The organism is Rhizobium sp. AN6A (genome assembly GCF_900215635.1).
GTDB lineage: Bacteria > Pseudomonadota > Alphaproteobacteria > Rhizobiales > Rhizobiaceae > Agrobacterium > Agrobacterium tumefaciens.
The window spans coordinates 1,287,692-1,314,274 of record NZ_OCNC01000003.1 but is presented as its reverse complement, the minus strand read 5'-3'; the positions used below and the strand labels follow the sequence as shown (position 1 = coordinate 1,314,274).

Genomic DNA, 26,583 nt, shown 5'->3' with positions numbered 1-26,583 from the left:
CCCTATTTCCGGTTCATCTGCTTCGGATCGAGCGCATCCCGCAGGCCGTCACCCAGAAGGTTGAAGGCGAGGCTGACGGAAAGGATCGCAACGCCGGGGAAAGTGACGAGCCACCAGCTGTCGAGCATGTAACGGCGTCCGGTCGCGATCATCGCTCCCCATTCCGGCAGGGGCGGCTGCGCGCCAAGGCCGAGGAAGCCGAGGCCTGCGGCGGTCAGAATGACCGTCGCCATATTCAGCGTCAGACGGATCAGGACCGAAGGCAGGCACATGGGCATGATCGATTTTATGATGATACGCAGCGGCGAAGCACCCTGAAGCCTTGCGGCGGCAATGTAGTCCGCCTTGCGGAATGTCATCGCTTCGGCGCGTGCGAGCCGCGCGATCGGCGGCCATGAGGTGAGCGCGATCGCGATGATCGCATTGTTGAGGCTGGGTCCGAGCGCGGCCACGAAGGCGAGCGACAGGATGAGGCTCGGGAACGACAGGAAAATATCCGTGATGCGCATCATCACCGTATCGAACTTGCCGCCGAGATAACCGGAGGCCGTGCCGACCAGAAGACCGACCGGACCAACGATGATCGACACCAGCGAAATGATGGTCAGCGTGATGCGCGCGCCCCACAGAAGGCGACTGTAAATATCGCGTCCAAGCTCGTCCGTGCCGAAGAAATGACCGTTACCGGGCGGCTGCAGCGTCTTGGCGAGATCCTGCACGTAAGGGTCATGTGTCGCAAGCCAGGGCGCGAAAATCGCCGCGATGACGAGAAGCAGCAATATCACCAGGCCGAAGGCCGATGTCGGGCTTTTCAGCAGGAAGACGATGATGTTCTTCAGCGCGTTCAACGGCACGGGAAGACGGAAGGAAGTTTCTGCACGAGCCGTCATCAGCGGGTCCTCGGATCGAAAAAGCGGTAGAGAATGTCGGACAGGAGATTGAGCCCGATGAAAATGACGCCGACGATGAGCACGCAGGTCATCACGGCATTCATGTCGCCGATGATGAGATTGCTGGTGAGATATTGGCCGAAGCCCGGCCAGGCGAAGACGGTCTCGATAAGGACAGCGCCTTCCAGCAGTGATCCGTAAGCAAGCGCAATGATGGTGACGAGCTGCACACGAATATTGCCGAAAGCATGCAGCCACACCGTCTGGCGTTGCGACAGGCCTTTGACGCGCGCGGTCGTCACATATTCCTGGCCCAGCTGGTCGAGCATGAAGCTTCGCGTCATACGGGTGATATAGGCCGACGACGAATAACCGAGCAGAGCGGCGGGCAGAATGAGGTGATTGATGGCCGACCAGAAGACTTCCATATCGCCCGCCAGCAGGCTGTCGATGAGCAGGAAGCCCGTTCGTTCCTCCACGAGACCGATATAGAACTGGTCCATGCGGCCACCGCCGCCGACAAGCCCGAGATGGGCGTAAAAAACGATCAGGGCAATCATACCGGTCCAGAAAATCGGCATGGAATGGCCGAACAGGCTGAGCACCCGCACCAGATGGTCCTGCCAGCGGTCTTTCTTGACGGCGGCATAGACCCCCATGGGAATCCCGAGGCCGGCACCGATCAGGATCGCGAAGGTCGCAAGCTCCATCGTCGCCGGCATGACGCGTATGATATCCTGGATGACGGGCTGGCCCGTGCGGATCGAGGTTCCGAAATCGCCGGTGAACACATCGCCGAGATAATAGATGAATTGTTGCCAGAGCGGACGGTCGAAACCGAGCGCATGGTAAACCTGCTCATAGGTTTCGCGGGTCGCGTCCTCGCCGACGATGGCCCGCACCGGATCAGCGGGCATCAGGCGGCCGATGAAAAAGGTCAGCAGCAGCAATCCGAGCAGCGTGACCGCAATACTTCCGATCTGGCCGGACAGGCCATACAGCGAAAGGCGTCTTTTTGGCATGGTTCCTCCCTTGCCAGAAGTCGACTGCACAAAATAATAAAGGCGCAATCCTGTCTGACAACTATTCGCAAGTTGTCACAGGTGTGGAGAGCTGTCAAGCATATGCCGATAAAATTGGTCTTGCGGCAGGCGTGGAAGATGACTGAAGCAGGCAACAACGCTGCCTTTCAAGACCGAGATTTCATCCTAAATCCAACGGTTCTTTGCTTTGCCGGAAAAGGAATCGCACATATTGCCGCGATGACAAAAGCCTGTATTCTTCGCTTCGAACTGCCTTTGGAGATGCCGGTCCGGCGCCGGCACATCTCCTACTTCAAGGGGGAGGAAGAGATGGCGGAAATGACACTTCTGGCATTTGCGATAGTCGCCTTTATCGGTATTGCCACACCTGGGCCGACGGTTTTGCTCGCGCTTGCGAATGGCTCGCGTTTCGGGGTCCGCCGTGCCTTGACCGGCATGGCCGGCGCGGTCCTCTCCGATTTCGTTCTGATCGGCGCGGTCGCACTGGGATTGGGAGCATTGCTCGCCGCCTCAGAGTTCTGGTTCGGCGTCGTCAAATGGGTCGGCGTTTGTTATCTTGCCTTCCTCGGCGTCGTGCTTTTGCGCTCCAGAGGCTCGCTCGATGGCGCTCTTCAATCGGCAGATACTTCCGGGGCCACTTCCGCCCGCTCGATTTTCCTCAAAAGCTTTTTTGTGGCCGTGACCAACCCCAAGGGATATCTGTTCTTTTCGGCTTTCCTGCCGCAATTCATCGATCCGGCAGCACCGCAGATCCAGCAATATGCGGTGCTTGCGCTGGTTTTTGCCGGCATCGATTTCATCGTCATGTTCGGATATGCCCTGCTGGGCTCGCAGGCCGTCAGACTGTTGCGGAAGTCAGGGGCGTTATGGCTCGACCGCATTTGCGGCGGCGCGCTTTTGACGCTTGCCGCCTCTCTGGCCTTCTACCGACGGGCGAGCGCTTAACCTGCTGAGAAAGCTGAAATTTCCGAGTTATTCGGCGGCTGTGCGGGAGCGCAAAAGCACCTTGTAGCGCTCAAGACTACCGCGCAGATGCGCCGCCATATATTGGCGGGCAGCATCGGCATCGCCTTCGATGATGGCGTCAACGATCTTCGCATGCTCCTCCTGGAGATGAAGATTGTAGTCCTTCGGACGGGAACCGGGCGCCGCCCCCTGTAATTCGCCACGCGGAATGATGCCGGAGCGGATGAGTTGAAGAAACTCGGGGAATCGCCTGTTCTGTGTCGCCTGTGCAATGGCCAGATGGAACTCGAAATCGGCATCCCGCGTCGGCAACCCGGCGGCGAGACAGTCGCCAACGCGCCGATGCGCATCGACAATCGACTCCACCTGCACGGCGGAACGGCGCGATGCCGCAAGCCCGGCGGACTCAACTTCGAAGACGGTGCGCAATTCCAGCAGTTCGATTACCGAGGAGATCCGCCCCACGGCGAGATCATTGAAAGGCACTTCCTTGGCCGGCTTCACCTCAATGGCAAAAACGCCCGCTCCCTTGCGGGCCTCAACGAGACCATCCGCGCGCAGAATGGCGATGGCCTCCCGCACCACGGTGCGGCTGACGGAATATTCGCGTGTCAGCGCGCTCTCACTCGGGAGCCGGTCGCCGGGACGGAACACGCCTTCAGACAAATCCCGCCGCAATGCGGAGCTGATTTTCGCCGCGAGCGATATTCCCGGCTTCGTGCTGCTCTCAACGTCCATTCCGGCCCACCTGTTTTAAACTTGTCTGGCATGTTAGCAAACACCCGCCACATTGCAAGGGCCGCGCTTCTCGCACCAACCTCGTTGCAAAGCGGCAATGTCGCAACAGCGGGATTTGCCCTCAGGCGGCCACCATGGCCGAACCGCTGGAAAAGCGGTTTCTGTACTCGCCCGGCGAGAGGCCGAGAATACGGTGAAAAACGCGACGGAAGGCAGCGGCATCCTCGTATCCCACCGACCAGGCGATCTGGTCCACCGAACGACGGGTGAATTCCAGCAGTTCCCGCGCCTTGCCGACACGAAGATGCTGGACATATTCGATAGGCTTCATACCGGTGGCGGCCTTGAAGCGGCGCAGGAAGGTTCGCTCCTCAAGCCCGGCATGTGCGGCCATATCGGTGACACTGGTCGCCCTCCCCGCGCGCGCCTGCAGCCAGTGCTGCACCTTCAGGATCGGCTCGTCGCCATGCGTCAGCCGCGGCGCGAAACTGCTGTAATGTCGCTGCTCCCGACCGGAGGGGTCGATCAGCAGGAACTTTCCGGTCTCGATCATCACCGAAGGCCCAAGCAGCCGGTCAACAATGCGCAGACCAAGATCGGTCCATGCCATCAGCCCACCCGCCGTGATGATATCGCCGTCTTCGATGACGATCTTGTCTATCTCCAGGCGGATATCGGGAAAGCGCTCGCGAAACCGTTCCGCAAACAGCCAGTGGGTAGTGGCCGGCCGGCCGGCCAGAAGACCTGTCGCAGCGATGATGAAGGAACCGCCGCAACTGGCGGCAAGCGTCGCGCCCTGCGCATGCCGGTCCAGCAGCCAGCGGGCATAGGGCCCGGCCTCATCGATTTCGGCTGGCCCGGTCAGCCGGCCGGGTACGACGAAGATATCGGGATGCCCCGGCCTGCCCGGCTCGGTGTCATGACAACGGGAAAACTCACCGCCCTCACCCATGCTCCAGTGACTGACGCGCAGTTTCGGCCCACCACGATCCTCTGAAAAGACCGACGCGATGGCAAAAAGATCGGTGATGCCGTGCACCATGGCGACCTGACAGTCCCGGTAGAGAACCAGACCGACTTCCAGCGCACTTCCCGCAACACCCGCCATGCCCCACATCCCCGTTTTGTCAGTTTCGGCTCGTTTTCTGTCAGAAGCGCCAATCCAGCCCCGGCTGTCTCCAGAGTATCTCTATTCCCACAGGACGCAAGCAAACCACCCGCAACAGGAGAGAGAGCCATGACAACGATAGCCACCAGAGACGGAACGCACATCTTCTACAAGGACTGGGGTTCGAAAGACGGCCAGCCCATCATCTTTTCCCACGGCTGGCCGCTCAGTGCCGATGCATGGGACGCGCAGATGGTATTCTTTGCCAATAACGGTTTCCGCACCATTGCCCATGATCGCCGCAGCCACGGCCGCTCCGACCAGGTCTGGCACAACAACACCATGGATCAATATGCTGACGATCTGGCCGAGCTGATCGAACAGCTCGATCTTCACGACATCATTCTCGTCGGCCATTCCACCGGCGGCGGCGAGGTGACGCGCTATATCGGCCGTCATGGTACGGCCCGCGTCGCCAGGATCGCCCTCATCGGCGCAGTACCGCCGCTGATGCTGAAGACGGAAAGCAATGCCATCGGCCTGCCGATCGATGTTTTCGACGGCATCCGCAAGGGTACCTACGACAATCGCAGCCAGTTCTTCAGGGATCTGACCATGCCTTTCTACGGCTACAACCGTGAAGGTGCTGTGATTTCTGAAGGTATTCGCGACGAGTTCTGGCGGCAGGGCATGATGGGCGGCCTCAAGGGCCAGCTCGACAGCATCCGCGCCTTTTCGGAAAGCGATTTCCATCAGGACCTGAAGGCTTTCGACAAGCCAACGCTCGTACTGCACGGCGACGACGACCAGATCGTGCCGATCGGCGCTTCGGCGCTCTCCACGGTCAAGATCGTCAAACATGCGACCCTCAAGGTCTATGAGGGCGCCGACCATGGACTGACACAGACCCATCAGGACCGGTTCAACGCCGACCTTCTTGCTTTCATCAACGCCTGAACCATCAGACAAAGGAAACATGGGACATGACACAGAATACGTTTCTCATCACCGGCGCGTCCGATGGCATTGGCGCTGTTTATGCCGAGCGCCTCGCAAAACGCGGCCATGATCTCATCCTCGTGGCGCGACGCGCCGAAAAGCTGAAGGCGCTGGCCGAGCGGCTGGAAAAGGATCACCAGATCGCTGTCGAGGTTCTGGCAGCAGACCTTTCACGGGCGGAAGACCTCGAAAGGGTTGAGGCACGGCTGCGCGAGGACCGGCGGATCACCGGTCTTGTCAACAATGCCGGTATTGCCGGAGACGGCGCTATCACGGAACTGGACCCGGCCCATGTCACGACGATGATCAATCTCAATATCCTTGCCGTCACCCGGCTTGCAGCGGCGATCGCACCGCGTCTTGCAGCAGATGGAAAGGGCACGATCATCAATATCACCTCGGTCACGGCCTTGATGCCGGCGGCATTTACCGCCGTTTATCCGGCGACCAAAGCCTTTGTGCTTGCCTTCACCGAAGCGCTGCACGCGCAGCTTTCCCCTTCCGGCGTGCGGGTTCAGGGTGTCCTGCCGGGCATCACCCGCACGGCCATCTGGGAAGAGGAACGTCTCGACGCCATTCCCGCCGCCATGATCATGGATGCTCACGAGATGGTGGATGCGGCCCTGGCCGGTCTTGATCTCGGCGAAACGCTGACCATTCCTTCCCTGCCGGATACGGCAGACCTTGAAAATTTCCTTGCGGCCCGCGCTGCATTGAGGCCCAATCTATCGCATGCACATGCCGCCAGCCGGTATGGTGCAACCCAAACTGAATAGAGGGAGACACATCATGATCCTCGGACTGACCATTCCCCAATTCACGACATTGCACGTTGCCTTGAGCCTCATAGGCATCGTAACCGGATTGATCGCCCTGCCCGCTTATGCGGCAGGGCGGTGGATGCCGCGCATGATGGCGCTTTTTCTCGTCACCACGCTCGCCACAACGCTCACCGGCTTCCTGTTTCCAATCGGCAACTTCACACCGGCACTCGGCGTTGGCATCATCTCGACCATCATTTTGGCGGTCGCGCTGGTCGCGCTTTACGGATACGGTCTTAATGGCAGGGCGCGAACTGTTTATTCGATCACCGCCACGATGGGCCTTTATCTGAATATGTTCGTGCTGATCGTTCAGTCCTTTCTCAAGGTCGAGGCACTGAACGCACTGGCGCCGAATGGCAACGAACCACCATTCCTTGTCGCTCAACTCGCCCTGCTTGTTGCGGCAATCTGTCTTGGCTGGAAAGCGACGCGCCGCAAGCTTTTCGCCTGAAGCCAGCCCCCGCCCACACTGCCCCCTGCGGGCTTCCCGGAAAAGCACACTTGCTCGATCCCCTTCGGGCAAGTTTGTGATTTCGTCGCGAACACAGGAAATCGCCGCCTCTGAAATTTTCTCTTCCGTCTGTTGCCGCCGAACAATATACATTATATGATAACGTATATTAATTTAGAACAACAGGAGAAACCGATGAGTGCCGTGAGGATCAACGAACGTCTGACGGTCGCAGGCCAGCCGGAGATCTCCGACTTTTCATCGCTTTCCGATCAGGGCTACAAAAGCATCATCAATGCCCGGCCGGATGGCGAAGAGCCCGGCCAGCCGGGCAATGAACATGAAAAAAGCGCCGCCAATGCTGCGGGTCTGGCCTACAGTTTCATTCCGGTCAACGGCCCGACAATCACCGAAGCCGATATTCGTGCCTTTCAGCAGACGATGACCGAGGCAAAAGGCCCCGTATTCGCCCATTGCAAGGGTGGAGCGCGAGCGCTGACCCTCTATGTGCTTGGCGAAGCGCTGGACGGGCGCATGAAACAAAGTGAGATCGCGACTTTCGGCCAACAGCATGGTTTCGATCTTTCCGGCGCCGTCCGCTGGCTGGAGCGGCAGGCAGCGGCAAAGCCGCACGTCAAGGCTTTCTTCGATCCGAGCACATCGAGCGTGCAATATGTCGTTTCCGACCCCGCAACCCGGCGCTGCGCCATCATCGATCCGGTCTACGATTTCGACGAGAAATCCGGGGCGACCGGCACGATGAATGCCGATGCCATTCTGGACTATGTCAGGGAACAAGGCCTGTCGGTGGAATGGGTTCTAGACACGCATCCGCATGCCGACCATTTTTCCGCCGCCCACTATCTCAGCCAAAGAACCGGCGCGAAAACGGCAATCGGCGCCAAGGTCACCGGTGTGCAGCGGCTGTGGCAGGAGAAATATAACTGGCCCGATCTTGAAACAGACGGCTCGCAATGGGACCGGCTGTTTGAAGCGGGAGACCGGTTCAACATCGGCTCGCTGGAAGCTCGCGTGCTGTTTTCACCCGGACATACGCTCGCCTCCGTGACCTACGTGGTGGGCGACGCCGCATTCGTGCATGACACTCTCTTCATGCCCGATTCCGGCACGGCGCGCGCCGATTTTCCAGGCGGCAGCGCCAGAGAACTCTGGGAATCCATTCAGGACATCCTCGCCCTTCCCGACGAAACGCGGCTTTTCACCGGCCATGACTATCAACCCGGTGGCCGCGCGCCCAAATGGGAAAGCACTGTTGGAGAACAGAAACGCGGCAATCCGCATCTGGCTGGCATGACAGAGGAAAGTTTCATCCAGCTGCGCGAGGCGCGGGATCGCACCTTGCCGATGCCGAAGCTAATTCTGCACGCCTTGCAGGTCAATATCCGTGGCGGCCGCCTGCCGGAGCCGGAGGCCAATGGCAAACGTTATCTGAAATTCCCGCTCGACGTGCTGGAGGGCAGCACATGGTGAAGGAAAACATGCGGAAACAGATACCTGATATCACCGAAATCCCGCTTGCCGAAATGGAGGAACGCGCAGTCGAGGTCGCCATACTCTTGAAGACGCTTGCCCATCCCGCGCGGCTGATACTCGCCTGCACGCTGGCGCAAGGCGAGTTTTCCGTTGGCGAGCTGGAAGCCAAGCTGGATATCCGCCAGCCCACACTTTCCCAGCAACTTGGGGTTTTGCGTGAGGCGGGCGTTGTTGAAACGCGGCGCGAGGCCAAACAGATCTTTTACCGGTTAACCGAGGAAAAAGCTGCGCAGCTGATCGAGGCTCTCTATACCATCTTCTGTGCGCCGGAGGAAAACCCGTGACAGCCTATTGGCCCTCTCTATTCGGCGGTATGCTGCTTGGCCTCGCGAGTATTCTTCTGTTTCTCTTTAACGGCCGCATCGCCGGCATCAGCGGCATCCTGGGCAATGTGCTCGGCAAAGAACGGCGCTTGACGGATGTGGCCTTCGTCGCAGGTTTGCTGACAGGCCCCTATCATTACGCCACTGCATTCGGCCGCTTTCCCGCGCTCACCATATCTGCACCCTGGCCACTGATCGTCATTGCTGGCCTGCTGGTGGGGTTTGGTACGCGCATGGGATCCGGCTGCACATCCGGCCATGGCATCATGGGGCTTGCGCGATTTTCCCGGCGCTCCATCACCGCCACTGCCATCTTCCTGATCACCGGTATCCTCGCCGCGACGATAACCGGAGCGCTGTCATGAAAAATCCCGTCATAGCGCGTTTCGTGGTGGCACTTGTGGCCGGGGCACTGTTCGGATTCGGCCTTTCCCTGTCCGGCATGATCGATCCTGCCCGCGTTTCTGGTTTTCTCGACGTGGCGAGCGGCCATTGGGACCCGGGCCTGATGTTCGTTCTCGGCGGTGCGGTTTTGGTCGCCGTGCCGGGCGTTCTGTTGTCCCGTTTTCTTGCCAAACCGATTCTCAGTGCGGAATTTCACCTTCCCGCCAAAACTCGGTTCGACGCGCCGTTGGTTGTGGGCTCGGCTATTTTCGGTGCAGGCTGGGGGCTCGCCGGTATCTGCCCCGGCCCGGTAATATCGGCGCTTGCTCTCGGCCTAATGCCGGTCATTCTCTTCGTTTGTGCCATGATCGCCGGCATGCTCGTTCACGACCGAATCTACGCCAAACGGTAAGCATTTCCGCCTCGCCCGGACATGCGCGAGAGCAGCAGGCTCTCGCGCATCGTCGCTGGATTACAGGTCGATCAGGCTCTTGCCCGTCATTTCCGCAGGCAGCGGCACATTCATCAATTGCAGCAGCGTGGGAGCGACATCGGCAAGGATACCGTCATGCAGCTTCACGCCTTCAGGTCCGCCGAACAGGATCACCGGCACCGGATTGGTGGTGTGCGCGGTGTGCGGGCCACCGGTTACCGGGTCGACCATGGTTTCGCAATTACCGTGATCCGCAATCACCAGCATGGCGCCGCCAACCTTTTCCAGAGCGGCAACGACTGCGGCGAGCCCCCGGTCCACGGCTTCGCAAGCCTTGATCGCGGCTTGCAGATCGCCGGTATGGCCCACCATGTCGGGATTGGCGTAATTGGTGACGATGAGATCGTAACCCTTGCCGATCGCCTCGACGAATTTCTCCGTCACTTCCGGCGCGCTCATTTCCGGCTGCAAATCGTAGGTCGCAACCTTGGGAGACTTCGGCATGAAGCGGTCTTCGCCCACTTCAGGTTCTTCCTTGCCACCATTCAGGAAGAAGGTGACATGCGGATATTTTTCCGTCTCGGCCAGACGGAACTGCCGCAGACCCTGCTTGGCAACCCAGGAGCCCAGCGTATTTTCGATATCGCGCTTAGGGTAGGCCGTCGTCATGAAGGTCGCATGTTTGGTCGAATATTCCACCATGCCAAGCAGCGCCGAAAGCACAGGCTTTTCACGGACAAACCCGTCGAAATCATCCGCACCGATGGCAAGCAGGATTTCACGGGCACGGTCGGCACGGAAATTCAGGCAGAAGAGACCGTCACCGGATTTGAAGCCTTCGTAACCACCGATGACCGTCGGCAGGATGAATTCGTCCGTAACATCATTTTTGTAGCTCGCGGCAACGGCGCTCACCGCATCCGGCGCATGTTCGCCCCGGCCGAGGACCATGGCGTCATAGGCCTTTTCAACACGCTCCCAGCGATTATCGCGGTCCATCGCATAATAACGGCCGATCACCGTGCCAATGCTGGCGCCTTGCGGCAGACTTGCCGCAAATGCGGCGACGAAGCCTTCCGCAGACTGCGGCGCGACATCGCGACCATCGGTGATGGCGTGCACGACGACCTTCAAACCCAGATCGGTCAGCAGCTTCACCGCCGCCCGACCGTGGACGATGTGGCCGTGAACGCCGCCATCGGAGACGACGCACATCACATGCGCCACGCCGCCCGCAGCCTTCACCTTGGCGGCGAAATCGAGCATCGCAGCATTCCTGAAAAAGCTGCCGTCTTCGATCGCCAGATCGATCTGGCCAAGATCCATGGCAACGATGCGACCGGCGCCGATATTGGTGTGTCCAACTTCCGAATTGCCCATTTGCCCGGTGGGCAGGCCGACATTCGGGCCGAAGGTGGTCAGCCGCGCATTCGGGCAGGTGGCGAAAAGCCGATCCATGGTGGGCGTGTTTGCCAGTACCGGCGCATTGCTGGACGTGTCCTCGCTCAGTCCCCAGCCATCGAGAATAGTCAGGACAACGGGTTTGGGAGTGCTCATGAAAGGACCTTCTTCTTCATTCGGTTGCCGACGAACAGCGAAGCGCTGGGCACCGGAGCGCCCCCGTCCGCCACTATGATCATGATGAGAAAACACGCTTCTCGTTCTTTCTCTTCTATACCCGAAGATCGCGAACGCAAGCCTATACCGACACCGAAACAGTTCCGTGAAGCTGAAGTGCTTCACGGAAGAAAATCCTTTTCAAACGAAGCTCAGCCGTCGATGAAGATCAGCGCCGGCTTTTCCAGGAGCGCCTTGATGGCCTGAATAAAGACGGCGGCATCCCAGCCGTCGACGACCCGGTGATCGAAGCTGGAGGAGAGGTTCATCATCTTGCGCGGCACGAAACCGCTGCCATCCCAGACCGGTCGCGTCACGATCTTGTTCACGCCGATGATCGCCACCTCCGGGTGATTGATGATGGGCGTCGAAACGATACCGCCAAGGGGGCCAAGCGAGCTGATGGTGATGGTGGACCCCGTCAACTCGTCCCGTTGCGCGGCGCCGGTACGCGCCGCCTCGGCCACGCGCACGACTTCAGCAGCACACTCCCAAAGGCCGAGCGCTTCCGTGTGGCGAACGACCGGGACCATCAGCCCCGCAGGTGTCTGCGTGGCTATGCCGATATGCACCGCTTCGTAGTGGCTGACGACCCCTTTTTCGTCATCGAAGGTGGCATTCATGCCGGGATGATCGGCGACCGTTTTCACAAGTGCGCGCATCAGGAACGGCAGGATCGTCAGTTTCGGCTTCCCTGACCGGCGGTTGCCATTCATGGTCGTGCGCAAATCCTCCAGATCGGTCACGTCGATTTCCTCGACATAGGTGATGTGGGGAATGCGGGAGACGGACAGCGTCATTTTCTCGGCGATCTTGCGCCTCAGCCCCGTCACCTTCACCTCTTCGACAGCGCTATCGCGGGAAGCTATCGGCGCAGCGGGCCTCTCAGATTGCGACCGCGCGGTCAGAAATGTATCGAGATCGGCGTGGGTGATATGTCCGTCCGGCCCTGTTCCCCTCACTTGTCCGAGATCGATATCGAGATCGTCGGCGCGCTGGCGAACGGCTGGCGACGCCAGAGGTTTATGGTGTTCCACCTCAGGGGAAGGCGGCGCATCCTGTATTTCGCGGGCGGGCTGGATTTCAGCCGTTGGCGGCTCTTCCGTCATGTCGGATGGCGCTTCCGGCTCAGTCACATCCGCGGGGGCAGCAGCGGCAGCGGAGGCATTGGTTTCGATGCGCACCAGCGGTGCCTTAACCGCCACCGTATCACCCACCTCCGCTGCCAACCATGTGACGACGCCCGCAACCGGCGAGGGGATTTCAACCGTCGCCTTGTCGGTCATCACAGCGGCCAGCACCATATCCTCGTGCACGGGATCGCCGGGTTTGACGTTCCATTCCACCAGTTCGGCTTCCGCCACACCTTCGCCGACATCGGGCATAGTGATAACAAATTCCGCCATCTTCAGGCCTCCATGACTTCGACGAGGGCGCGCCCGACGCGGGCCGGCCCCGGAAAATAATCCCACTCCTGCGCGTGGGGATAAGGCGTATCCCAACCAGCCACACGGACGACGGGTGCTTCCAGATGATAAAAGCAGTGTTCCTGCACAAGCGACACGACTTCCGCGCCGAAGCCTGACGTGAGCGTTGCCTCATGCACCATGACGCAGCGGCCGGTCTTGGAGACGGACTTGACGATGGTGTCCAGGTCGAGTGGCAAAAGGCTGCGCAGATCGATGATCTCGGCATCCACGCCCGTTTCTTCCGCTGCGGCGAGCGCCACATGCACCATGGTGCCGTAAGCGATGACAGTGACATCCTGCCCGGCGCGGCGGATTTCGGCCTTGCCGATCGGAATGGTGTAATGCCCTTCCGGCACCTCGCCCATCTCGTGCTTCGACCATGGCGTTACCGGCCGGTCGTGATGGCCGTCGAAGGGACCGTTATAAAGCCGCTTCGGCTCCAGAAACATCACCGGATCCGGGTCCTCGATCGAGGCGATCAGCAACCCCTTGGCGTCGTAAGGATTGGAGGGAACCACCACCTTCAGCCCGCAGACATGGGTGAAAAGCGCCTCCGGGCTCTGACTATGCGTCTGCCCGCCAAAAATGCCGCCGCCGGTCGGCATGCGCAGGACTATGGGGCAGGTGAAATCGCCATTGGAGCGATAACGAATGCGCGCCGCTTCCTGGGTGATCTGGTCATAGGCCGGATACATGTAATCCGCGAACTGGATTTCCACACAGGGGCGCAGGCCATAAGCGGCCATGCCGATGGCCGTGCCGACAATGCCGGATTCGCTGATCGGCGCGTCGAAACAGCGGGTCTTGCCGTATTTTCCCTGCAACCCCTGCGTCGCACGAAACACGCCGCCGAAATAGCCAACATCCTCGCCGAACACCACCACATCGTCGCTGCGCTCCATGGACACATCCATGGCGCTGCGGACGGCTTCGATCATCGTCATTCTTGTCATGTCTCACCACCCTGCCTTCTGGCGCTGGCGGGCGAGATGCGGCGGCATCTCGGCGTAAACGCCCTCGAAAATATCCTTCTTTGGCGGCTTGCGGCCCTCATGCAGCGTACCGTGGCTTTCCGCTTCACGCTGCGCCTCAAGCACCTCGTCGGCAATTTCCGCTTCCGCCTGCCTGTGCCGCTCATCCGACCAGACGCCGCGCAGGATGAGATGTTTCTTCAACCGCAGAACCGGGTCACCCAGTGGCCATGCCTCGGACTCGGTCTTCGGGCGATAAGCGCTCGGATCGTCGGAAGTGGAATGCGCACCGACACGGTAGGTCACATATTCGATCAGCGTCGGCCCGAGATTGCGCCGCGCCCGCTCCACCGCCCAGCGTGCCACGGCATAAACGGCGAGATAGTCGTTGCCGTCGACCCGAAGTGCCGGAATGCCGAAGCCCAGGCCTCTGGCCGCAAAGGTGCCGGAACCGCCGCGCGCGATACCCTGAAAGGTGGAAATGGCCCATTGGTTGTTGACGATGTTGAGGATGACCGGCGCCTTGTAGGTGGAGGCGAAGACCAGTGCCGAGTGGAAATCCGATTCCGCCGTTGAGCCGTCACCGATCCATGCTGCCGCGATCTTCGTATCGCCCTTGATGGCAGATGCCATCGCCCAACCGACCGCCTGTACATATTGCGTGGCAAGATTGCCGGACACGGTGAAGAAGCCATGCTCCTTCGAGGAGTAAAGAACCGGCAATTGCCGCCCATGCAACGGGTCGAGCTCGTTGGAATAAATCTGGTTCATCATGGTGACGAGCGGGTAATCGTCGGCGATCAGCAGACCCGCCTGCCGGTAGGTCGGGAAATTCATGTCGCCTTTGGAAAGCGCCTTGCGGAAGGCGCAACTGACCGCTTCCTCGCCCAGATGCTGCATGTAAAAGGAGGTCTTACCCTGCCGCTGTGCCATCAGCATGCGGGCATCGAAAGCCCGCAGCCGCATCATGTTCTTTAGGCCGACGAGCAAATCCTCATCCGAAAGCAGCCCGGCCCACGGGCCGACAGCCTCACCCTGATGATTGAGGACGCGGATGATGGAATAGGCCAGATCGCGCATGTCTTCAGGTGCTGCGCCCACCTCCGGGCGTGGCACGGAGCCGGCCTTGGGTATTTTCACATTGGAGAAATCCGGCTGGTCGCCTGGCCGCACCGCTGGTTCGGGAACATGCAGGCTGAGATGCGTGGTTTCGGTAATATCCATTCTACTCCTCCCATCGCCATCTCTTCCAGACGACGAAACAATTTTCAGAGGTTTCGCGCGATGACCATGCGCTGGACATCGCTGGTTCCCTCGTAAATCTGGCAGATGCGTACATCGCGATAGATCCGCTCCACCGGATAATCCGCCATGTAGCCATAACCGCCGTGAATCTGGATGGCGTCCGAGCAGACACGCTCCGCCATTTCCGAGGCAAAGAGCTTGGCCATCGAGGCCTCCGAAAGGCAGGGCTCACCCGCTTCCTTCAGCGCCGCCGCATGCAGCACCAGTTGCCGCGCCGCCGTTATGCGGGTTGCCATATCCGCAAGCCGGAACGCCACGGCCTGATGCTCGATGATTGCCTGCCCGAAGGTCTTGCGCTCGCGGGCATAATCCCGCGCCGCCTCGAAAGCCGCCTGCGCCATGCCAACCGCCTGTGCGGCAATGCCGATGCGGCCGCCTTCCAGATTGGCGAGCGCGATGCGATACCCCTGCCCCTCTTCACCGAGCCGCAATTCGGCTGGAACCGCCATGTCGGTAAAGGCAATCTGGCAGGTATCCGAAGAATGCAGACCGAGTTTTTCCTCGACCCTGATTACCTCGTAACCGGGCGTAGCGGTCGGCACGATGAAAGCAGTGATACCTTTTTTGCCGGCAGCAGGATCGGTGACGGCAAAAACGATGATGACATCGCCGTTCTTGCCCGATGTGATGAACTGTTTTGCGCCGTCGATGATATAGCGGTCGCCATCGCGCCTCGCTTTTGTCTTCAGATTGGAGGCGTCGGAACCGGCCTGCGGTTCGGTCAGCGCAAAACCGCCGATCCATTCGCCGGAGGCGAGCTTGGGGAGGAAACGCTGTTTCTGCTCTTCCGTGCCAAATTTCAGGATTGGCACGCAGCCAACCGAATTGTGGACGCTCATGATGGTGGAACAGGCGCCGTCACCGGCAGCGATTTCCTCTAGCGCCAGGGCGTAGGCGACCGCACCGGTTTCCGACCCGCCATAGTCCTCCGAGACCAGCATGCCGAGAAAGCCGAGTTCACCCATTTCTTTTAGCTCGTCTTTCGGGAACCGGCTTTCCCGGTCGCGCGCGGCAGCGCCGGGGGCGAGCCGCTCGCGGGCGAAATCGCGGGCCATGTCCCTGATCTGTTGCTGGGCTTCGTTCAGGATCATCTCCGCCTCTCTTCAGTGCCGCTCGACGGCAAGCGCAGTCGCCTCGCCGCCGCCGATGCAGACAGCGGCAATGCCGCGTTTCAGTCCGTGACGCTGCAAAGCGGCCAGCAACGTGACGACGATGCGTGCACCGGAGGCCCCGATGGGATGGCCGAGCGCGCAGGCGCCGCCATGCACATTCACCTTCTCATGCGGCAGATCGAGATCACGCATGGCCGCCATCACCACAACCGCGAAAGCCTCGTTGATTTCGAACAGATCGACATCCTTTGCCGACCAGCCGGTTTTTTCGAACAGCTTTGTCATCGCGCCGATGGGAGCCGTTGGATATCTGGCGGGTGCATCCGCATAGGAGGCCTGACCGATAATGGTCGCCAGCGGTGAAAGGCCTCGTCTTTCCGCTTCGGAGTGACGCATGAGAACGAGAGCGGCTGCACCATCCGAGATGGAACTGGAATTCGCCGCCGTCACCGTTCCGTCGTCGCGAAAGGCGGGCTTCAGTTGCGGTATTTTTTCCGGCTTTGCCTTCCCCGGCAACTCGTCTACGCCATCATCGCCAACAGGCGCGATTTCCGCTTCAAACGCACCCTCCGCTATGGCGCGTCGCGCCCGTTCCAGTGAGGCGAGCGCAAAATCATCCTGCATCGCGCGAGTGAATTGATACTCTTGCGCGCAATCTTCAGCGAAAGTCCCCATTAGCCTGCCCTTGTCATAGGCGTCTTCGAGACCGTCGAGAAACATGTGGTCGGTGAGCTTGCCGTGGCCAAGACGATAGCCGTTGCGGGCGCGGTCCAGCAGATAGGGGGCGTTGCTCATGCTCTCCATGCCACCTGCAAGCACGATGGAAGAGCTTCCCGCCGCAAGCTGGTCATGTGCCAACATGATCGCTTTCATGCCTGAGCCGCACATCTTGTTGATTGTTGTTGCGCCAACCGAGTTGGGAATGCCGGCGGCAATCGCTGCCTGTCTGGCGGGAGCCTGTCCCTGCCCGGCCGAGAGCACGCAGCCCATCAGCACATCGTCAATATCAGCGGAAGAAATTGCGGCCCGTTCGACGGCCACGCGGATCGCCGCCGCCCCTAGATCGGGCGCCGCCACCGATTTGAATTCGCCCTGGAACCCACCCGTAGCAGTACGGGCGGCCCCGACGATAACGACAGGGTCATGCACAGCCAAACTCACCTCCCTTGGCCATCCTCCCACCGAGAGAACGACCGTCATCGCAATCTCCTCCAGACCGCGACTGACGTGAACGCTATCACTATCTCGAATTCATTTCAAAGCTATTTTGATTGACAGTTTTTTGATTGGCGATATCTTTGATCCAATAATTAGTCATATCATAGAGCAAATGATCCATGATTGAGCTCGACAGTTTCGACCAGAAGATTCTCCATGTGCTTGGCGATGACGGGCGTGTGAGCTGGCGCGATCTGGCGGCCCGGATCGGGCTTTCCTTCACGCCGACACTGCGCCGCGTGCGCAAGCTGGAAGAAGAAGGCATCATTCGCGGTTATACCGCCGTGTTCGATGAGAACCGGCTGCTCGGCAATATGGGCGTCTTCATTTCCGTCACGCTGGAACGACAGATCAAGGAAGCGCTGACGACGTTCGAGCACCATGTCGCCTCCATTCCGGAAGTGGTGGGCGGCTATCAGACGAGCGGCAGTTCCGACTATCTCATTCATGCCATGGTGCGGGATCTACCGCATTATCAGCAGCTTCTGGATTTCCTGACCACGGTTCCCGGTGTGTCGCGCATCCAGTCCAATTTCGCCATCAAGACATTCGTGCGCCGTTCCGCCGCCTTCACCGGAGGTGACGCGCCGTAAATGAGAGTTGCCAGCACGGAGGAGGTGCTGGCCGCTGACGAGAGGGACGGAGATAAACGGCCGTCCGGAGGAGGAGAAGCGATGAGTTTGAACCTCGCCGCCATTTTCGATGCCGATCTCGGCCCGGAAATCGCAGCATTGCGCGACAGCGCAAGAGCATTCGCCGACGATGAAATAGCGCCGCTTGCCGCAGAAATCGATCGCAACGATCAGTTTCCGCGCCAGCTCTGGCCGCAGATGGGTGAACTCGGTCTGCACGGCATTACCGTTTCGGAGGAATTCGGCGGTGCTGACATGGGCTATCTCGCCCATTGCGTGGCGATGGAGGAGATAAGCCGCGCTTCCGCGTCCATCGGCCTGTCCTATGGCGCCCATTCCAACCTCTGCATCAACCAGATTCATCGCTGGGGAACGGAAGAGCAGAAGCGGCGATATCTGCCGAAGCTGGTGTCGGGCGAGCATGTCGGTTCGCTTGCCATGAGCGAGACAGAGGCCGGATCGGATGTCGTCTCGATGCGGCTGAAGGCGGAACGTAAGGGCGACGTCTATGTGCTGAACGGCACAAAGATGTGGATCACCAACGGCCACGAGGCAGACACGCTGGTTGTATACGCCAAGACGGACATGTCCGCCGGTGCGCGTGGCATCACGGCCTTTCTGATCGAAAAAGGCTTCAAGGGTTTTCGCCCCGCACAAAAACTCGACAAGCTTGGCATGCGCGGCTCACCCACCTCCGAACTGGTGTTTACGGATTGCGAGGTGCCGGAGGAAAACATCCTCGGGCGTTTGAACGACGGCGTGACGGTACTGATGAGCGGGCTTGATTACGAGCGCGCGGTGCTGGCTGCCGGCCCTGTTGGCATCATGCAGGCGGCTATCGATCTGGTGCTGCCCTATGCGCGTGAGCGCAAGCAATTCGGCAAGCCGATCGGCGAATTCCAGCTGGTGCAGGGAAAGCTTGCCGATATCTATTCGGCCATGAACGCCTCCCGCGCCTATGTCTATGCCGTGGCGCGCGCTTGCGACAATGGCCGCATCACAAGGCAGGATGCGGCAGGTGCGATCCTGTTTGCCGCCGAGCGGGCGACGCGAGTTGCACTGGATGCGATCCAGCTTCTCGGCGGTTCCGGCTATGTCAATGAAAGCCCGGCGGGTCGCTTGCTTCGGGACGCCAAGCTTTATGAAATCGGCGCGGGCACCAGCGAAATCCGCCGGATGCTGATCGGCCGCGAACTGGTCAAAGGCAACGGGTGAGGAATGCGATGAAGCTTACATCCAGTCTGAACCGCGACCCCACCTTTTCCGCCAACGTCACCTTCATGTCGGACCTGGTGGATGACCTGCGGCAGCATGTCGAAAAAATCTCGAAGGGCGGCGGCGACAAGGCGCGCGAACGGCATCTGTCACGCGGCAAATTGCTGGCGCGCGACCGGATAGAGGCGCTGCTCGATCCAGGCAGTCCGTTTCTCGAATTCTCGCAATTCGCCGCGTACGAGGTCTATGACGAACCCGTTCCCGCCGCCGGCATCGTCACCGGCATCGGTCGGGTCGCAGGCCGTGAATGCGTCATCGTGGCCAATGACGCGACGGTGAAAGGCGGCACCTATTATCCGCTGACGGTCAAGAAACATCTGCGCGCGCAGGAGATCGCTGCCGAAAACCACCTGCCCTGCATATATCTCGTGGATTCAGGCGGTGCGAACCTTCCCAACCAGGACGAGGTGTTTCCCGACCGCGATCATTTCGGCCGCATCTTTTACAATCAGGCCAATATGTCGGCGGCAGGCATCGCCCAGATCGCCGTGGTGATGGGAAGCTGTACGGCTGGCGGGGCCTATGTGCCTGCTATGAGCGACCAGTCCGTGATCGTCAAAAATCAGGGCACGATCTTTCTCGGCGGCCCGCCGCTGGTGAAGGCCGCAACGGGCGAAGTGGTGAGTGCGGAAGAACTGGGCGGCGCCGATGTGCATTCGCGGCAATCCGGCGTGACTGATCACTACGCCCACGACGACCGTCATGCGCTGGCGCTGACCCGGCGGATCGTCTCCACCCTCAACCGCCGCAAACAGGTGGAGCTGGATATTCGCGAACCCGCAGAACCGCTTTATCCATCGGAGGAGCTTTACGGCATCGTGCCAACCGATACGCGCAAGCCTTTCGAGGTGCGCGAAATCATCGCGCGTCTGGTGGATGGCTCCGAATTCGACGAGTTCAAGGCGCTTTATGGCACGACGCTGGTCTGCGGTTTCGCCCATATCCACGGTTATCCCGTCGGCATCGTCGCCAATAACGGCATTCTCTTTTCTGAATCGGCGCTGAAGGGCGCGCATTTCATCGAACTCTGCTGCCAGCGCGGCATTCCCCTGGTTTTCCTGCAGAACATCACCGGCTTCATGGTCGGCAAGGCCTATGAGGCTGATGGTATCGCCAAGGATGGCGCCAAGCTCGTTACGGCCGTTGCATCGGCTAAAGTGCCGAAATTCACCGTCATCATCGGCGGCTCCTTCGGTGCCGGCAATTACGGCATGTGCGGGCGCGCCTATTCGCCGCGCTTTTTGTGGATGTGGCCGAATGCACGCATTTCCGTCATGGGCGGCGAGCAGGCGGCATCCGTTCTGGCGCAAATCCGGCGCGACGGTATCGAGACGGATGGCCGCCACTGGTCCAAGGAGGGCGAGGAGGCGTTCAAACAGCCGATCCGGGACAAATACGAGCGGGAAGGTCACCCCTATTATGCCAGTGCAAGGCTGTGGGACGATGGCATCATCGACCCGAAGGACACCCGCCTCGTGCTTGGCCTTGGCCTGTCGGCCGCGCTGAACGCGCCGATTGAACCCACCCGTTTCGGCATATTCAGGATGTGAGGCGACGATGTTCTCAAAAATACTGATCGCCAACCGCGGCGAAATCGCCTGCCGGATCATCCGCACCGCCCGCAAGATGGGCGTCCGCACCGTCGCGGTCTATTCGGATGCCGACCGCGACGCCATGCACGTGGCGCTGGCCGACGAGGCCATCGCCATCGGCCCGGCACCCGCTCGTTCGTCGTATCTCGATGCTGAAAAGATCATTGCCGCCGCACAGGCAAGCGGCGCGCAAGCCATTCATCCGGGTTACGGTTTTCTCTCGGAGAATGCCGGTTTCGCCGAAGCCTGCGCCTCTGCCGGCATCATTTTCATCGGCCCGACACCCGATGCCATCCGCGCCATGGGTGGAAAAAGCGAGGCGAAGGCGCTTATGGCGCAAGCGGGCGTTCCCGTGGTGCCTGGCTATCACGGCGAGGATCAGGCCGACAAAAAGCTTGCAGGCGAGGCAGAAGACATCGGCTATCCGGTTTTACTCAAGGCTTCAGCTGGCGGCGGCGGCAAGGGCATGCGCGTTGTCCGTGAAAAGCGTGAATTTGCGGCAGAGCTCGCCGGCGCAAAACGCGAAGCGCTCGCCGCCTTCGGCAACGACCGCATGCTGATCGAGAAATATCTGGAACGGCCGCGCCATGTGGAGGTGCAGGTCTTTGCCGATGGCCATGGCAATTGTTTTTCGCTTTTCGAGCGCGACTGTTCGATCCAGCGCCGGCACCAGAAAGTCATAGAGGAGGCCCCTGCCCCCGGCCTGCCCGATACGCTCAGGCAACGCATGTACGACGCGGCGGTCGCCGCCGCCCGCGCCATCGACTATCGCGGTGCGGGAACGGTGGAGTTCCTGCTCGACCCGTCCGGCGAGTTCTATTTCATGGAAATGAACACAAGGCTTCAGGTCGAGCATCCGGTCACGGAATATATTACCGGGCTCGATCTGGTCGAATGGCAGATCCGTGTTGCGAATGGAGAGGCGCTGCCGGACGACTGGGGCAATCTGTGCATCAACGGCCATGCCATCGAGGCACGGATTTACGCCGAAGACCCGGCGCATGATTTTCTGCCGTCAATCGGCACGGTCAGCCACCTCGCCTTTCCGGAAGAAGGACCTCACCTTAGGATAGATAGCGGCATACGCACCGGCGACGCCATCAGCGTGCACTATGATCCGATGATCGCCAAGCTTATCGTCTGGGACTACGACCGTCCGTCTGCCGTGCGGCGTCTGCGGCTTGCACTCGAAAAACTGGCAATTTGCGGCGTCACCAGCAATGCCGCCTTTCTGACACGGCTTGCGGAGCTGGATGCTTTCGCCGCCGCCGAACTCGATACAAGCTTCATAGCCCGCAACGAGGCGGCGCTTTTTGCCCCCGGAGCCACAAGCGAGAACGAAATAGCTTTGGCCACGCTCGGCCTGCTTCTCTCACGCCGGAACGGGGCCAAGCCGCAGGCCGATCCTTATAGCCCTTGGAACAATACGAACTCTTTCCGCCTCAATGCGCCAGCGAGGGAAACCCTGCGTTTCGTCCTGGATCAACAGCCGGTCGATGTCGCCGTTACACATAAGCCAGATGGTTTTTCACTGGAGATCGGCACGCGGGCCATCCGCGCTCATGGCAGCATCTCACAAGACGGCACACTGCGGGCGACCGTCGATGGCAGGCAAAGGCAGTGCCGTTTCTTTGCCAGCGATAACGGCCACGCGCTTTTTCTGGATGGCGAGCACTATCGCATCAGCCAGCCCGACCCCGTCGATGTTGCGGATACCTCCACCCATACCGGCGGTCTGGAAGCCCCGATGCCCGGCGTCATCCGCGCCATTCTAAGCCAGCAGGGCGCAGCGGTTGAGGCCGGTGACGCGCTTGTGGTGATGGAGGCGATGAAAATGGAGCACACGATCCGTGCGCCAGCGAAAGGTACCGTCACCGCCATCAACTGCGCCGAAGGCAATATGGTCGAAGCCGGCGCGATGCTGGTGGATTTCGAACCGGAGGGCGCATGAGATGGCCTTGCCCAAAACCGTCAAAATCGTCGAGGTCGGCGCACGTGATGGCCTGCAAAACGAAAGTGCTGAGGTTCCCACCGCCATCAAGATCGGGTTGATCGAGCGGCTGGCTGCGGCCGGATTGGCGGCGGTGGAGGCGGGAGCCTTCGTTTCGCCAAAAAAAGTTCCGCAAATGGCAGGGTCGAAGGAGGTGCTTCTAGGCCTCAAACGACATCCCAATACCGCCTATCCGGCGCTCGTTCCCAACATCAAGGGTTTCGAGGCCGCCGTTGAAGCCGGTGTGACGGAGATAGCCGTTTTCGTGTCCGCATCCGAAGGCTTCAGCCAGCACAATATCGCCTGTTCGCGCGCCGAAAGCCTCGAGCGCCTGCGCGATGTTTCGGAGGCAGCGGCCAGCCGTAACATCCGCATGCGCGGCTATGTCTCCTGCATCGCCGGTTGCCCCTATGACGGCGCGGTCGCGCCAGATGATGTGGCGGCGATGGCCGAAGCGCTTGTCGCCATGGGATGCTACGAAATCTCGCTCGGCGATACGATTGGCGTCGGCACGGCCGGGCAAATCCGCAAGCTCATCCAACATGTATCGACCCGCATCCCCTGCGAAAAACTCGCCATGCATTTCCACGACACCTATGGGCAGGGCGTCGCCAATGTACTGGCTTCGCTTGAGGAAGGTATTTGCGTGTTCGATAGTTCCGTGGCCGGGCTCGGCGGTTGCCCCTTTGCGCCGGGCGCAAGCGGCAATGTCGCCACCGAAGACGTTGTCTACCTGCTGCACGGGCTTGGCATCAAAACCGGCATCGACCTGATGGCGGTGGCGAGAACGGGAGACTGGATAAGTCGCCATCTCGGCAGGGCAAATGCGGCACGCGCCGGTAAGGCACTGCTTGCCGTAAAGATGGAGGATAATGCACATGATGGATGAGCTGTTGAGCGAGAAGCGCAAGGACGTTCTGTGGCTGACGCTTAACCGGCCGGACGTCCACAACGCCATGAACGCCGCGATGACGGACGCCTTGACGCATGCGATCCGGACGGCCTCCAGCGACGACGACCTGCGTGCAGTGGTGATAACGGCAGCGGGCGACCGTAGCTTCTGCTCAGGTGCCGATCTGAAGGAAAGCGCTGGCGGCATTTTCCTCTCGCTAGACGGAACAAATCCCATCGCCGATGTGATACGCGCCATCGAAATGTGCGAAAAGATCGTCATAGCCCGCGTCAATGGCCTGGTGCTGGCGGGTGGGCTCGGCCTTGTCGCGGCCTGCGATCTCGCTTATGCCGCCGATCATGCTGAGTTCGGCCTGCCGGAAGTTCGCGTCGGGCTTTTCCCGGCCATGGTGGCGGCGAAACTTCTGGCCAAAATACCGCTGAGCCGCCTTCACGAAATGGCCTATCTGGGGCAACCGATCACTGCCGCAGAGGCCGAAGGCATCGGCCTTATCAACCGCACGGCGCCACGTGCCGAACTCGATGGCGTGATCGAGGGGGTACTCGCCCGCTTGCGGCAGAACGCGCCGGGCGCAGTCGCCGCCGGAAAGGCAGCGCTGCTGACGATGCGCGACATGCCGGCCAGTGAACGGCTCGCCTTTGCCGAAAGCGTCATCGCGAAAATAAGTAGCAGCGAGGAGGCGCGCGAAGGCAGAGACGCCTTCGCTGGAAAACGCCCGCCGATCTGGGCTGGCGGGTCCTGAACCACCGCTCAAGGTCTTAATCGATATAATGCCCGCAGCCGCGTTGACCCCGTTCGGCAAATCGAGTTCTATCCACCACCTTTCGCCGGAGGGCGATCGGGGAGCCGGAGGAGAACCTATGCGCCTTGTAAAAACCGTCGCTGAATTGCGCGGTCTGACCGCCATGTTTCGCCGCGATGGCAAGACCGTCGGCTTCGTGCCGACCATGGGTTTTTTGCATATCGGCCATCTGACGCTGGTTGCCAAAGCAAAGGCGGAGAACGACGTGACGGTGGTCTCGATCTTCGTCAATCCGCTGCAATTCGGAGCCAATGAGGATCTTGCCCGTTACCCCCGCGATCTCGCCCGCGATAGCGCGCTGCTGGAAGAGGCAGGCGTCGACATTCTTTTCGCACCCGAGGTGACGGAGATGTATCCGCGCCCGATGCAGACCGTGGTGGATGTGCCGGAACTGGGAAGCCAGTTGGAAGGTGCGGTACGGCCGGGGCATTTTGCCGGGGTTACGACTGTTGTCACCAAGCTTTTTAATCTCGTACAGCCGGATGCCGCCTATTTCGGAGAAAAGGACTACCAGCAGGTAACGCTGATCCGGCGCATGGTGGAAGATCTCGCCCAGCCAGTCCGCGTCGTTCCTGTCGCCACCGTACGTGAGGCGGATGGGCTCGCCTGCTCCTCGCGCAATGTCTATCTGAGCCTTGAAGAGCGCGCCGCCGCCGTGATTGTGCCGCGCGCGCTTGATGAGGCCGAGCGGCTGTATAATGAAGGCTGCGACGACCCGTCCGCGTTCGAAGCAGCAATAGAAAAATTCATCGCCACCGAGAAGCTGGCATTGTCCGAAGTCGTGGCGGTGCGCGATCCGGACACGCTGGCCCCCGTGGCTTCGCTGCAGGCGCGGCCTGTGCTGGTGGCGCTGTTCGTGCGGGTCGGCAGCACCCGCCTTCTCGACAACCGCGTCATCGGACGTGATAAAACCGGCAAACAGGAGGCTGCACCATGAGCACGCACGCGAAACAGAAGCGGCTGACGACAGCCTCCATCCGGCAAATGAAGGGCGGTGCGCGCATCGTCTGCCTCACCGCCTATACAACGCCGATTACCCGCCTGCTCGATCCGCATTGCGACCTGCTGCTGGTTGGCGATTCAGTCGGCATGGTGCTTTATGGCATGGACACGACGGTCGGCGTCACCCTGGATATGATGATCGCCCATGGCCGCGCCGTCATGCGTGGTGTGGAACACGCCTGCGTCATCGTCGATCTCCCCTTCGGGACCTATCAGGAATCAAAGGAACAGGCGTTCCGCAACGCCGTGCGGCTGATGCAGGAGACCGGCTGTGATGGCGTGAAGCTGGAAGGCGGCGAAGAAATGGCCGAAACCATTGCCTTTCTCGTGGGGCGCGGCATTCCGGTGTTTGGCCATGTCGGGCTGATGCCGCAGCTGGTTCACACCGCCGGAGGTTTCCGCTCGCTTGGACATTCGGATGCGGAAACGCAGAAAATCTGGCGCGATGCGATTGCGGTCGATCAGGCCGGTGCTTTCGCCATTGTCGTCGAAGGCATCGTCGAGCCGCTTGCGCGCGAATTGACCGAAAAACTCTCCGTCCCGACTGTCGGCATCGGCGCATCACCGGCCTGCGATGGGCAGGTGCTGGTTTCCGACGACATGCTCGGGCTCTTCACCGATTTCAAACCGAAATTCGTCAAACGTTTCGCCGATCTGGGTGCGACCGTTTCACAGGCAGCGGCAGGTTATGCCGAAGAGGTGCGCTCCGGTGCGTTTCCGGGGCCGGAGCATACGTTTCAGGTCCGCAGGCAATCGCCTTCGGGGGAGTGAGGAAACGGCGCAGAGGAGTTGGTGAGGTGGTGACGGACACATTCACCTTCGTCATGCTCGGGCTTGTCCCGAGCATCTGCTACCTATCTATTTTGTGAAATGTCGGCAGATCCTCGGCACAAGGCCGAGGATGACGTCGCGTTTGAGGCAAGGTTTGTAAGCAGGCTCGGCTTCTCCGCCTATCCCCTCAAACCCCACCCC

General features: G+C 60.3%; 26 protein-coding genes. 16 read left to right on the top strand and 10 right to left on the bottom strand.

Annotated features, from left to right (window positions below; genetic code table 11):
• Nucleotides 1-2: 2 nt before the first annotated feature.
• Nucleotides 3-890 carry an ABC transporter permease gene (locus tag CRO62_RS09995; protein ID WP_097100039.1) on the bottom strand — a complete coding sequence of 296 codons (888 nt, stop codon included), beginning with the start codon at nt 888-890 and terminating at the stop codon, nt 3-5.
• Nucleotides 890-1,912 (bottom strand): ABC transporter permease, encoded by a 1,023-nt coding sequence (locus CRO62_RS09990; RefSeq protein WP_003500347.1) that lies wholly within the window; start codon nt 1,910-1,912, stop codon nt 890-892. Before CRO62_RS09990 ends, CRO62_RS09995 begins: the two co-directional genes overlap by 1 nt.
• Nucleotides 1,913-2,242: 330 nt before the next feature.
• Between CRO62_RS09990 and CRO62_RS09985 the strand changes: the two genes are divergently transcribed.
• Entirely contained in the window at nt 2,243-2,878 is a 636-nt protein-coding gene (locus CRO62_RS09985) for a LysE family translocator (RefSeq protein WP_097100456.1), read from the top strand.
• A 27-nt stretch (nt 2,879-2,905) separates the two neighbouring features.
• On the opposite strand, the gene CRO62_RS09980 is transcribed toward CRO62_RS09985, so the two are convergent.
• Complete coding sequence (locus CRO62_RS09980; protein ID WP_003511162.1) at nt 2,906-3,637, bottom strand: FadR/GntR family transcriptional regulator; 732 nt, start codon at nt 3,635-3,637, stop codon at nt 2,906-2,908.
• 121 nt (nt 3,638-3,758) lie between these two features.
• Nucleotides 3,759-4,745, bottom strand: a complete 987-nt coding sequence (locus CRO62_RS09975) for a GlxA family transcriptional regulator (RefSeq protein ID WP_097100455.1) — start codon at nt 4,743-4,745, stop codon at nt 3,759-3,761.
• Between the two features lie 129 nt (nt 4,746-4,874).
• On the opposite strand from CRO62_RS09975, the gene CRO62_RS09970 reads away from it, so the two are divergent.
• The 7 genes from CRO62_RS09970 (at nt 4,875) to CRO62_RS09940 (ending at nt 9,692) form a co-directional block, all read left to right on the top strand.
• On the top strand, nt 4,875-5,702 hold the full coding sequence (locus CRO62_RS09970) for an alpha/beta fold hydrolase (protein WP_097100038.1): 828 nt from the start codon (nt 4,875-4,877) through the stop codon (nt 5,700-5,702).
• 26 nt (nt 5,703-5,728) lie between these two features.
• On the top strand, nt 5,729-6,520 hold the full coding sequence (locus CRO62_RS09965) for an SDR family NAD(P)-dependent oxidoreductase (protein ID WP_097100037.1): 792 nt from the start codon (nt 5,729-5,731) through the stop codon (nt 6,518-6,520).
• Nucleotides 6,521-6,533: 13 nt separating this feature from the next.
• On the top strand, nt 6,534-7,019 hold the full coding sequence (locus CRO62_RS09960; protein WP_097100036.1) for a hypothetical protein: 486 nt from the start codon (nt 6,534-6,536) through the stop codon (nt 7,017-7,019).
• Nucleotides 7,020-7,214: 195 nt separating this feature from the next.
• On the top strand, nt 7,215-8,510 hold the full coding sequence (blh, locus tag CRO62_RS09955; protein ID WP_097100035.1) for a bifunctional sulfur transferase/dioxygenase Blh: 1,296 nt from the start codon (nt 7,215-7,217) through the stop codon (nt 8,508-8,510).
• Nucleotides 8,504-8,857, top strand: coding sequence for a sulfite-sensing transcriptional repressor BigR (gene bigR / locus CRO62_RS09950; RefSeq protein WP_097100034.1), 354 nt, complete (start codon nt 8,504-8,506; stop codon nt 8,855-8,857). The genes blh and bigR overlap by 7 nt, the downstream gene beginning before the upstream one ends.
• On the top strand, nt 8,854-9,261 hold the full coding sequence (locus tag CRO62_RS09945; protein WP_097100033.1) for a YeeE/YedE family protein: 408 nt from the start codon (nt 8,854-8,856) through the stop codon (nt 9,259-9,261). The genes bigR and CRO62_RS09945 overlap by 4 nt, the downstream gene beginning before the upstream one ends.
• Nucleotides 9,258-9,692 (top strand): YeeE/YedE family protein, encoded by a 435-nt coding sequence (locus CRO62_RS09940; protein ID WP_097100032.1) that lies wholly within the window; start codon nt 9,258-9,260, stop codon nt 9,690-9,692. The genes CRO62_RS09945 and CRO62_RS09940 overlap by 4 nt, the downstream gene beginning before the upstream one ends.
• A gap of 60 nt (nt 9,693-9,752) precedes the next feature.
• Here the strand turns inward: CRO62_RS09940 and gpmI are convergent, their stop codons facing one another.
• The 6 genes from gpmI to CRO62_RS09905 form a co-directional block, all read right to left on the bottom strand.
• Entirely contained in the window at nt 9,753-11,270 is a 1,518-nt protein-coding gene (gpmI, locus tag CRO62_RS09935; RefSeq protein WP_097100031.1) for a 2,3-bisphosphoglycerate-independent phosphoglycerate mutase, read from the bottom strand.
• 212 nt (nt 11,271-11,482) lie between these two features.
• Nucleotides 11,483-12,736: a dihydrolipoamide acetyltransferase family protein gene (locus tag CRO62_RS09925; protein ID WP_097100030.1), complete on the bottom strand. Its 1,254-nt coding sequence runs from the start codon at nt 12,734-12,736 to the stop codon at nt 11,483-11,485.
• A gap of 2 nt (nt 12,737-12,738) precedes the next feature.
• Nucleotides 12,739-13,752, bottom strand: a complete 1,014-nt coding sequence (locus CRO62_RS09920) for an alpha-ketoacid dehydrogenase subunit beta (RefSeq protein ID WP_065659617.1) — start codon at nt 13,750-13,752, stop codon at nt 12,739-12,741.
• A 3-nt stretch (nt 13,753-13,755) separates the two neighbouring features.
• Nucleotides 13,756-14,994: a 3-methyl-2-oxobutanoate dehydrogenase (2-methylpropanoyl-transferring) subunit alpha gene (locus CRO62_RS09915; protein WP_097100029.1), complete on the bottom strand. Its 1,239-nt coding sequence runs from the start codon at nt 14,992-14,994 to the stop codon at nt 13,756-13,758.
• 44 nt (nt 14,995-15,038) lie between these two features.
• On the bottom strand, nt 15,039-16,166 hold the full coding sequence (locus tag CRO62_RS09910) for an acyl-CoA dehydrogenase family protein (protein WP_097100028.1): 1,128 nt from the start codon (nt 16,164-16,166) through the stop codon (nt 15,039-15,041).
• 12 nt (nt 16,167-16,178) lie between these two features.
• A complete protein-coding gene (locus tag CRO62_RS09905; RefSeq protein ID WP_323455484.1) occupies nt 16,179-17,387 on the bottom strand; it encodes an acetyl-CoA C-acyltransferase in 1,209 nt (402 codons plus the stop codon).
• A 137-nt stretch (nt 17,388-17,524) separates the two neighbouring features.
• On the opposite strand from CRO62_RS09905, the gene CRO62_RS09900 reads away from it, so the two are divergent.
• The 8 genes from CRO62_RS09900 to panB all read left to right on the top strand — a co-directional run bounded on the left by CRO62_RS09900 (nt 17,525) and on the right by panB (nt 26,382).
• A complete protein-coding gene (locus CRO62_RS09900) occupies nt 17,525-17,998 on the top strand; it encodes an Lrp/AsnC family transcriptional regulator (protein WP_003500312.1) in 474 nt (157 codons plus the stop codon).
• Between the two features lie 81 nt (nt 17,999-18,079).
• Nucleotides 18,080-19,252 (top strand): isovaleryl-CoA dehydrogenase, encoded by a 1,173-nt coding sequence (locus CRO62_RS09895; protein WP_097100027.1) that lies wholly within the window; start codon nt 18,080-18,082, stop codon nt 19,250-19,252.
• 8 nt (nt 19,253-19,260) lie between these two features.
• On the top strand, nt 19,261-20,862 hold the full coding sequence (locus tag CRO62_RS09890) for a carboxyl transferase domain-containing protein (RefSeq protein ID WP_097100026.1): 1,602 nt from the start codon (nt 19,261-19,263) through the stop codon (nt 20,860-20,862).
• Between the two features lie 7 nt (nt 20,863-20,869).
• Complete coding sequence (locus CRO62_RS09885) at nt 20,870-22,855, top strand: acetyl/propionyl/methylcrotonyl-CoA carboxylase subunit alpha (protein ID WP_097100025.1); 1,986 nt, start codon at nt 20,870-20,872, stop codon at nt 22,853-22,855.
• A 1-nt stretch (nt 22,856) separates the two neighbouring features.
• A complete protein-coding gene (locus tag CRO62_RS09880; protein WP_097100024.1) occupies nt 22,857-23,783 on the top strand; it encodes a hydroxymethylglutaryl-CoA lyase in 927 nt (308 codons plus the stop codon).
• Entirely contained in the window at nt 23,773-24,549 is a 777-nt protein-coding gene (locus tag CRO62_RS09875) for an enoyl-CoA hydratase-related protein (RefSeq protein WP_097100023.1), read from the top strand. Before CRO62_RS09880 ends, CRO62_RS09875 begins: the two co-directional genes overlap by 11 nt.
• A 118-nt stretch (nt 24,550-24,667) precedes the next feature.
• Complete coding sequence (gene panC / locus CRO62_RS09870; RefSeq protein ID WP_097100022.1) at nt 24,668-25,546, top strand: pantoate--beta-alanine ligase; 879 nt, start codon at nt 24,668-24,670, stop codon at nt 25,544-25,546.
• Nucleotides 25,543-26,382, top strand: a complete 840-nt coding sequence (gene panB, locus CRO62_RS09865) for a 3-methyl-2-oxobutanoate hydroxymethyltransferase (RefSeq protein WP_097100021.1) — start codon at nt 25,543-25,545, stop codon at nt 26,380-26,382. The genes panC and panB overlap by 4 nt, the downstream gene beginning before the upstream one ends.
• Nucleotides 26,383-26,583: the final 201 nt, after the last annotated feature.

Coding starts and splice junctions, on each gene's coding strand:
- CRO62_RS09980 (WP_003511162.1), bottom strand. CDS start 3,637: ATGGACGTTGAGAGCAGCACGAAGCCGGGAATATCGCTCGCGGCGAAA.
- panC (WP_097100022.1), top strand. CDS start 24,668: ATGCGCCTTGTAAAAACCGTCGCTGAATTGCGCGGTCTGACCGCCATG.
- CRO62_RS09890 (WP_097100026.1), top strand. CDS start 19,261: ATGAAGCTTACATCCAGTCTGAACCGCGACCCCACCTTTTCCGCCAAC.
- CRO62_RS09925 (WP_097100030.1), bottom strand. CDS start 12,736: ATGGCGGAATTTGTTATCACTATGCCCGATGTCGGCGAAGGTGTGGCG.
- CRO62_RS09995 (WP_097100039.1), bottom strand. CDS start 890: ATGACGGCTCGTGCAGAAACTTCCTTCCGTCTTCCCGTGCCGTTGAAC.
- blh (WP_097100035.1), top strand. CDS start 7,215: ATGAGTGCCGTGAGGATCAACGAACGTCTGACGGTCGCAGGCCAGCCG.
- CRO62_RS09895 (WP_097100027.1), top strand. CDS start 18,080: ATGAGTTTGAACCTCGCCGCCATTTTCGATGCCGATCTCGGCCCGGAA.
- CRO62_RS09910 (WP_097100028.1), bottom strand. CDS start 16,166: ATGATCCTGAACGAAGCCCAGCAACAGATCAGGGACATGGCCCGCGAT.
- CRO62_RS09985 (WP_097100456.1), top strand. CDS start 2,243: ATGGCGGAAATGACACTTCTGGCATTTGCGATAGTCGCCTTTATCGGT.
- CRO62_RS09880 (WP_097100024.1), top strand. CDS start 22,857: ATGGCCTTGCCCAAAACCGTCAAAATCGTCGAGGTCGGCGCACGTGAT.
- bigR (WP_097100034.1), top strand. CDS start 8,504: ATGGTGAAGGAAAACATGCGGAAACAGATACCTGATATCACCGAAATC.
- CRO62_RS09975 (WP_097100455.1), bottom strand. CDS start 4,745: ATGGCGGGTGTTGCGGGAAGTGCGCTGGAAGTCGGTCTGGTTCTCTAC.
- CRO62_RS09940 (WP_097100032.1), top strand. CDS start 9,258: ATGAAAAATCCCGTCATAGCGCGTTTCGTGGTGGCACTTGTGGCCGGG.
- CRO62_RS09965 (WP_097100037.1), top strand. CDS start 5,729: ATGACACAGAATACGTTTCTCATCACCGGCGCGTCCGATGGCATTGGC.
- CRO62_RS09920 (WP_065659617.1), bottom strand. CDS start 13,752: ATGACAAGAATGACGATGATCGAAGCCGTCCGCAGCGCCATGGATGTG.
- gpmI (WP_097100031.1), bottom strand. CDS start 11,270: ATGAGCACTCCCAAACCCGTTGTCCTGACTATTCTCGATGGCTGGGGA.
- CRO62_RS09970 (WP_097100038.1), top strand. CDS start 4,875: ATGACAACGATAGCCACCAGAGACGGAACGCACATCTTCTACAAGGAC.
- CRO62_RS09990 (WP_003500347.1), bottom strand. CDS start 1,912: ATGCCAAAAAGACGCCTTTCGCTGTATGGCCTGTCCGGCCAGATCGGA.
- CRO62_RS09905 (WP_323455484.1), bottom strand. CDS start 17,387: ATGACGGTCGTTCTCTCGGTGGGAGGATGGCCAAGGGAGGTGAGTTTG.
- CRO62_RS09900 (WP_003500312.1), top strand. CDS start 17,525: ATGATTGAGCTCGACAGTTTCGACCAGAAGATTCTCCATGTGCTTGGC.
- CRO62_RS09885 (WP_097100025.1), top strand. CDS start 20,870: ATGTTCTCAAAAATACTGATCGCCAACCGCGGCGAAATCGCCTGCCGG.
- CRO62_RS09915 (WP_097100029.1), bottom strand. CDS start 14,994: ATGGATATTACCGAAACCACGCATCTCAGCCTGCATGTTCCCGAACCA.
- panB (WP_097100021.1), top strand. CDS start 25,543: ATGAGCACGCACGCGAAACAGAAGCGGCTGACGACAGCCTCCATCCGG.
- CRO62_RS09960 (WP_097100036.1), top strand. CDS start 6,534: ATGATCCTCGGACTGACCATTCCCCAATTCACGACATTGCACGTTGCC.
- CRO62_RS09875 (WP_097100023.1), top strand. CDS start 23,773: ATGATGGATGAGCTGTTGAGCGAGAAGCGCAAGGACGTTCTGTGGCTG.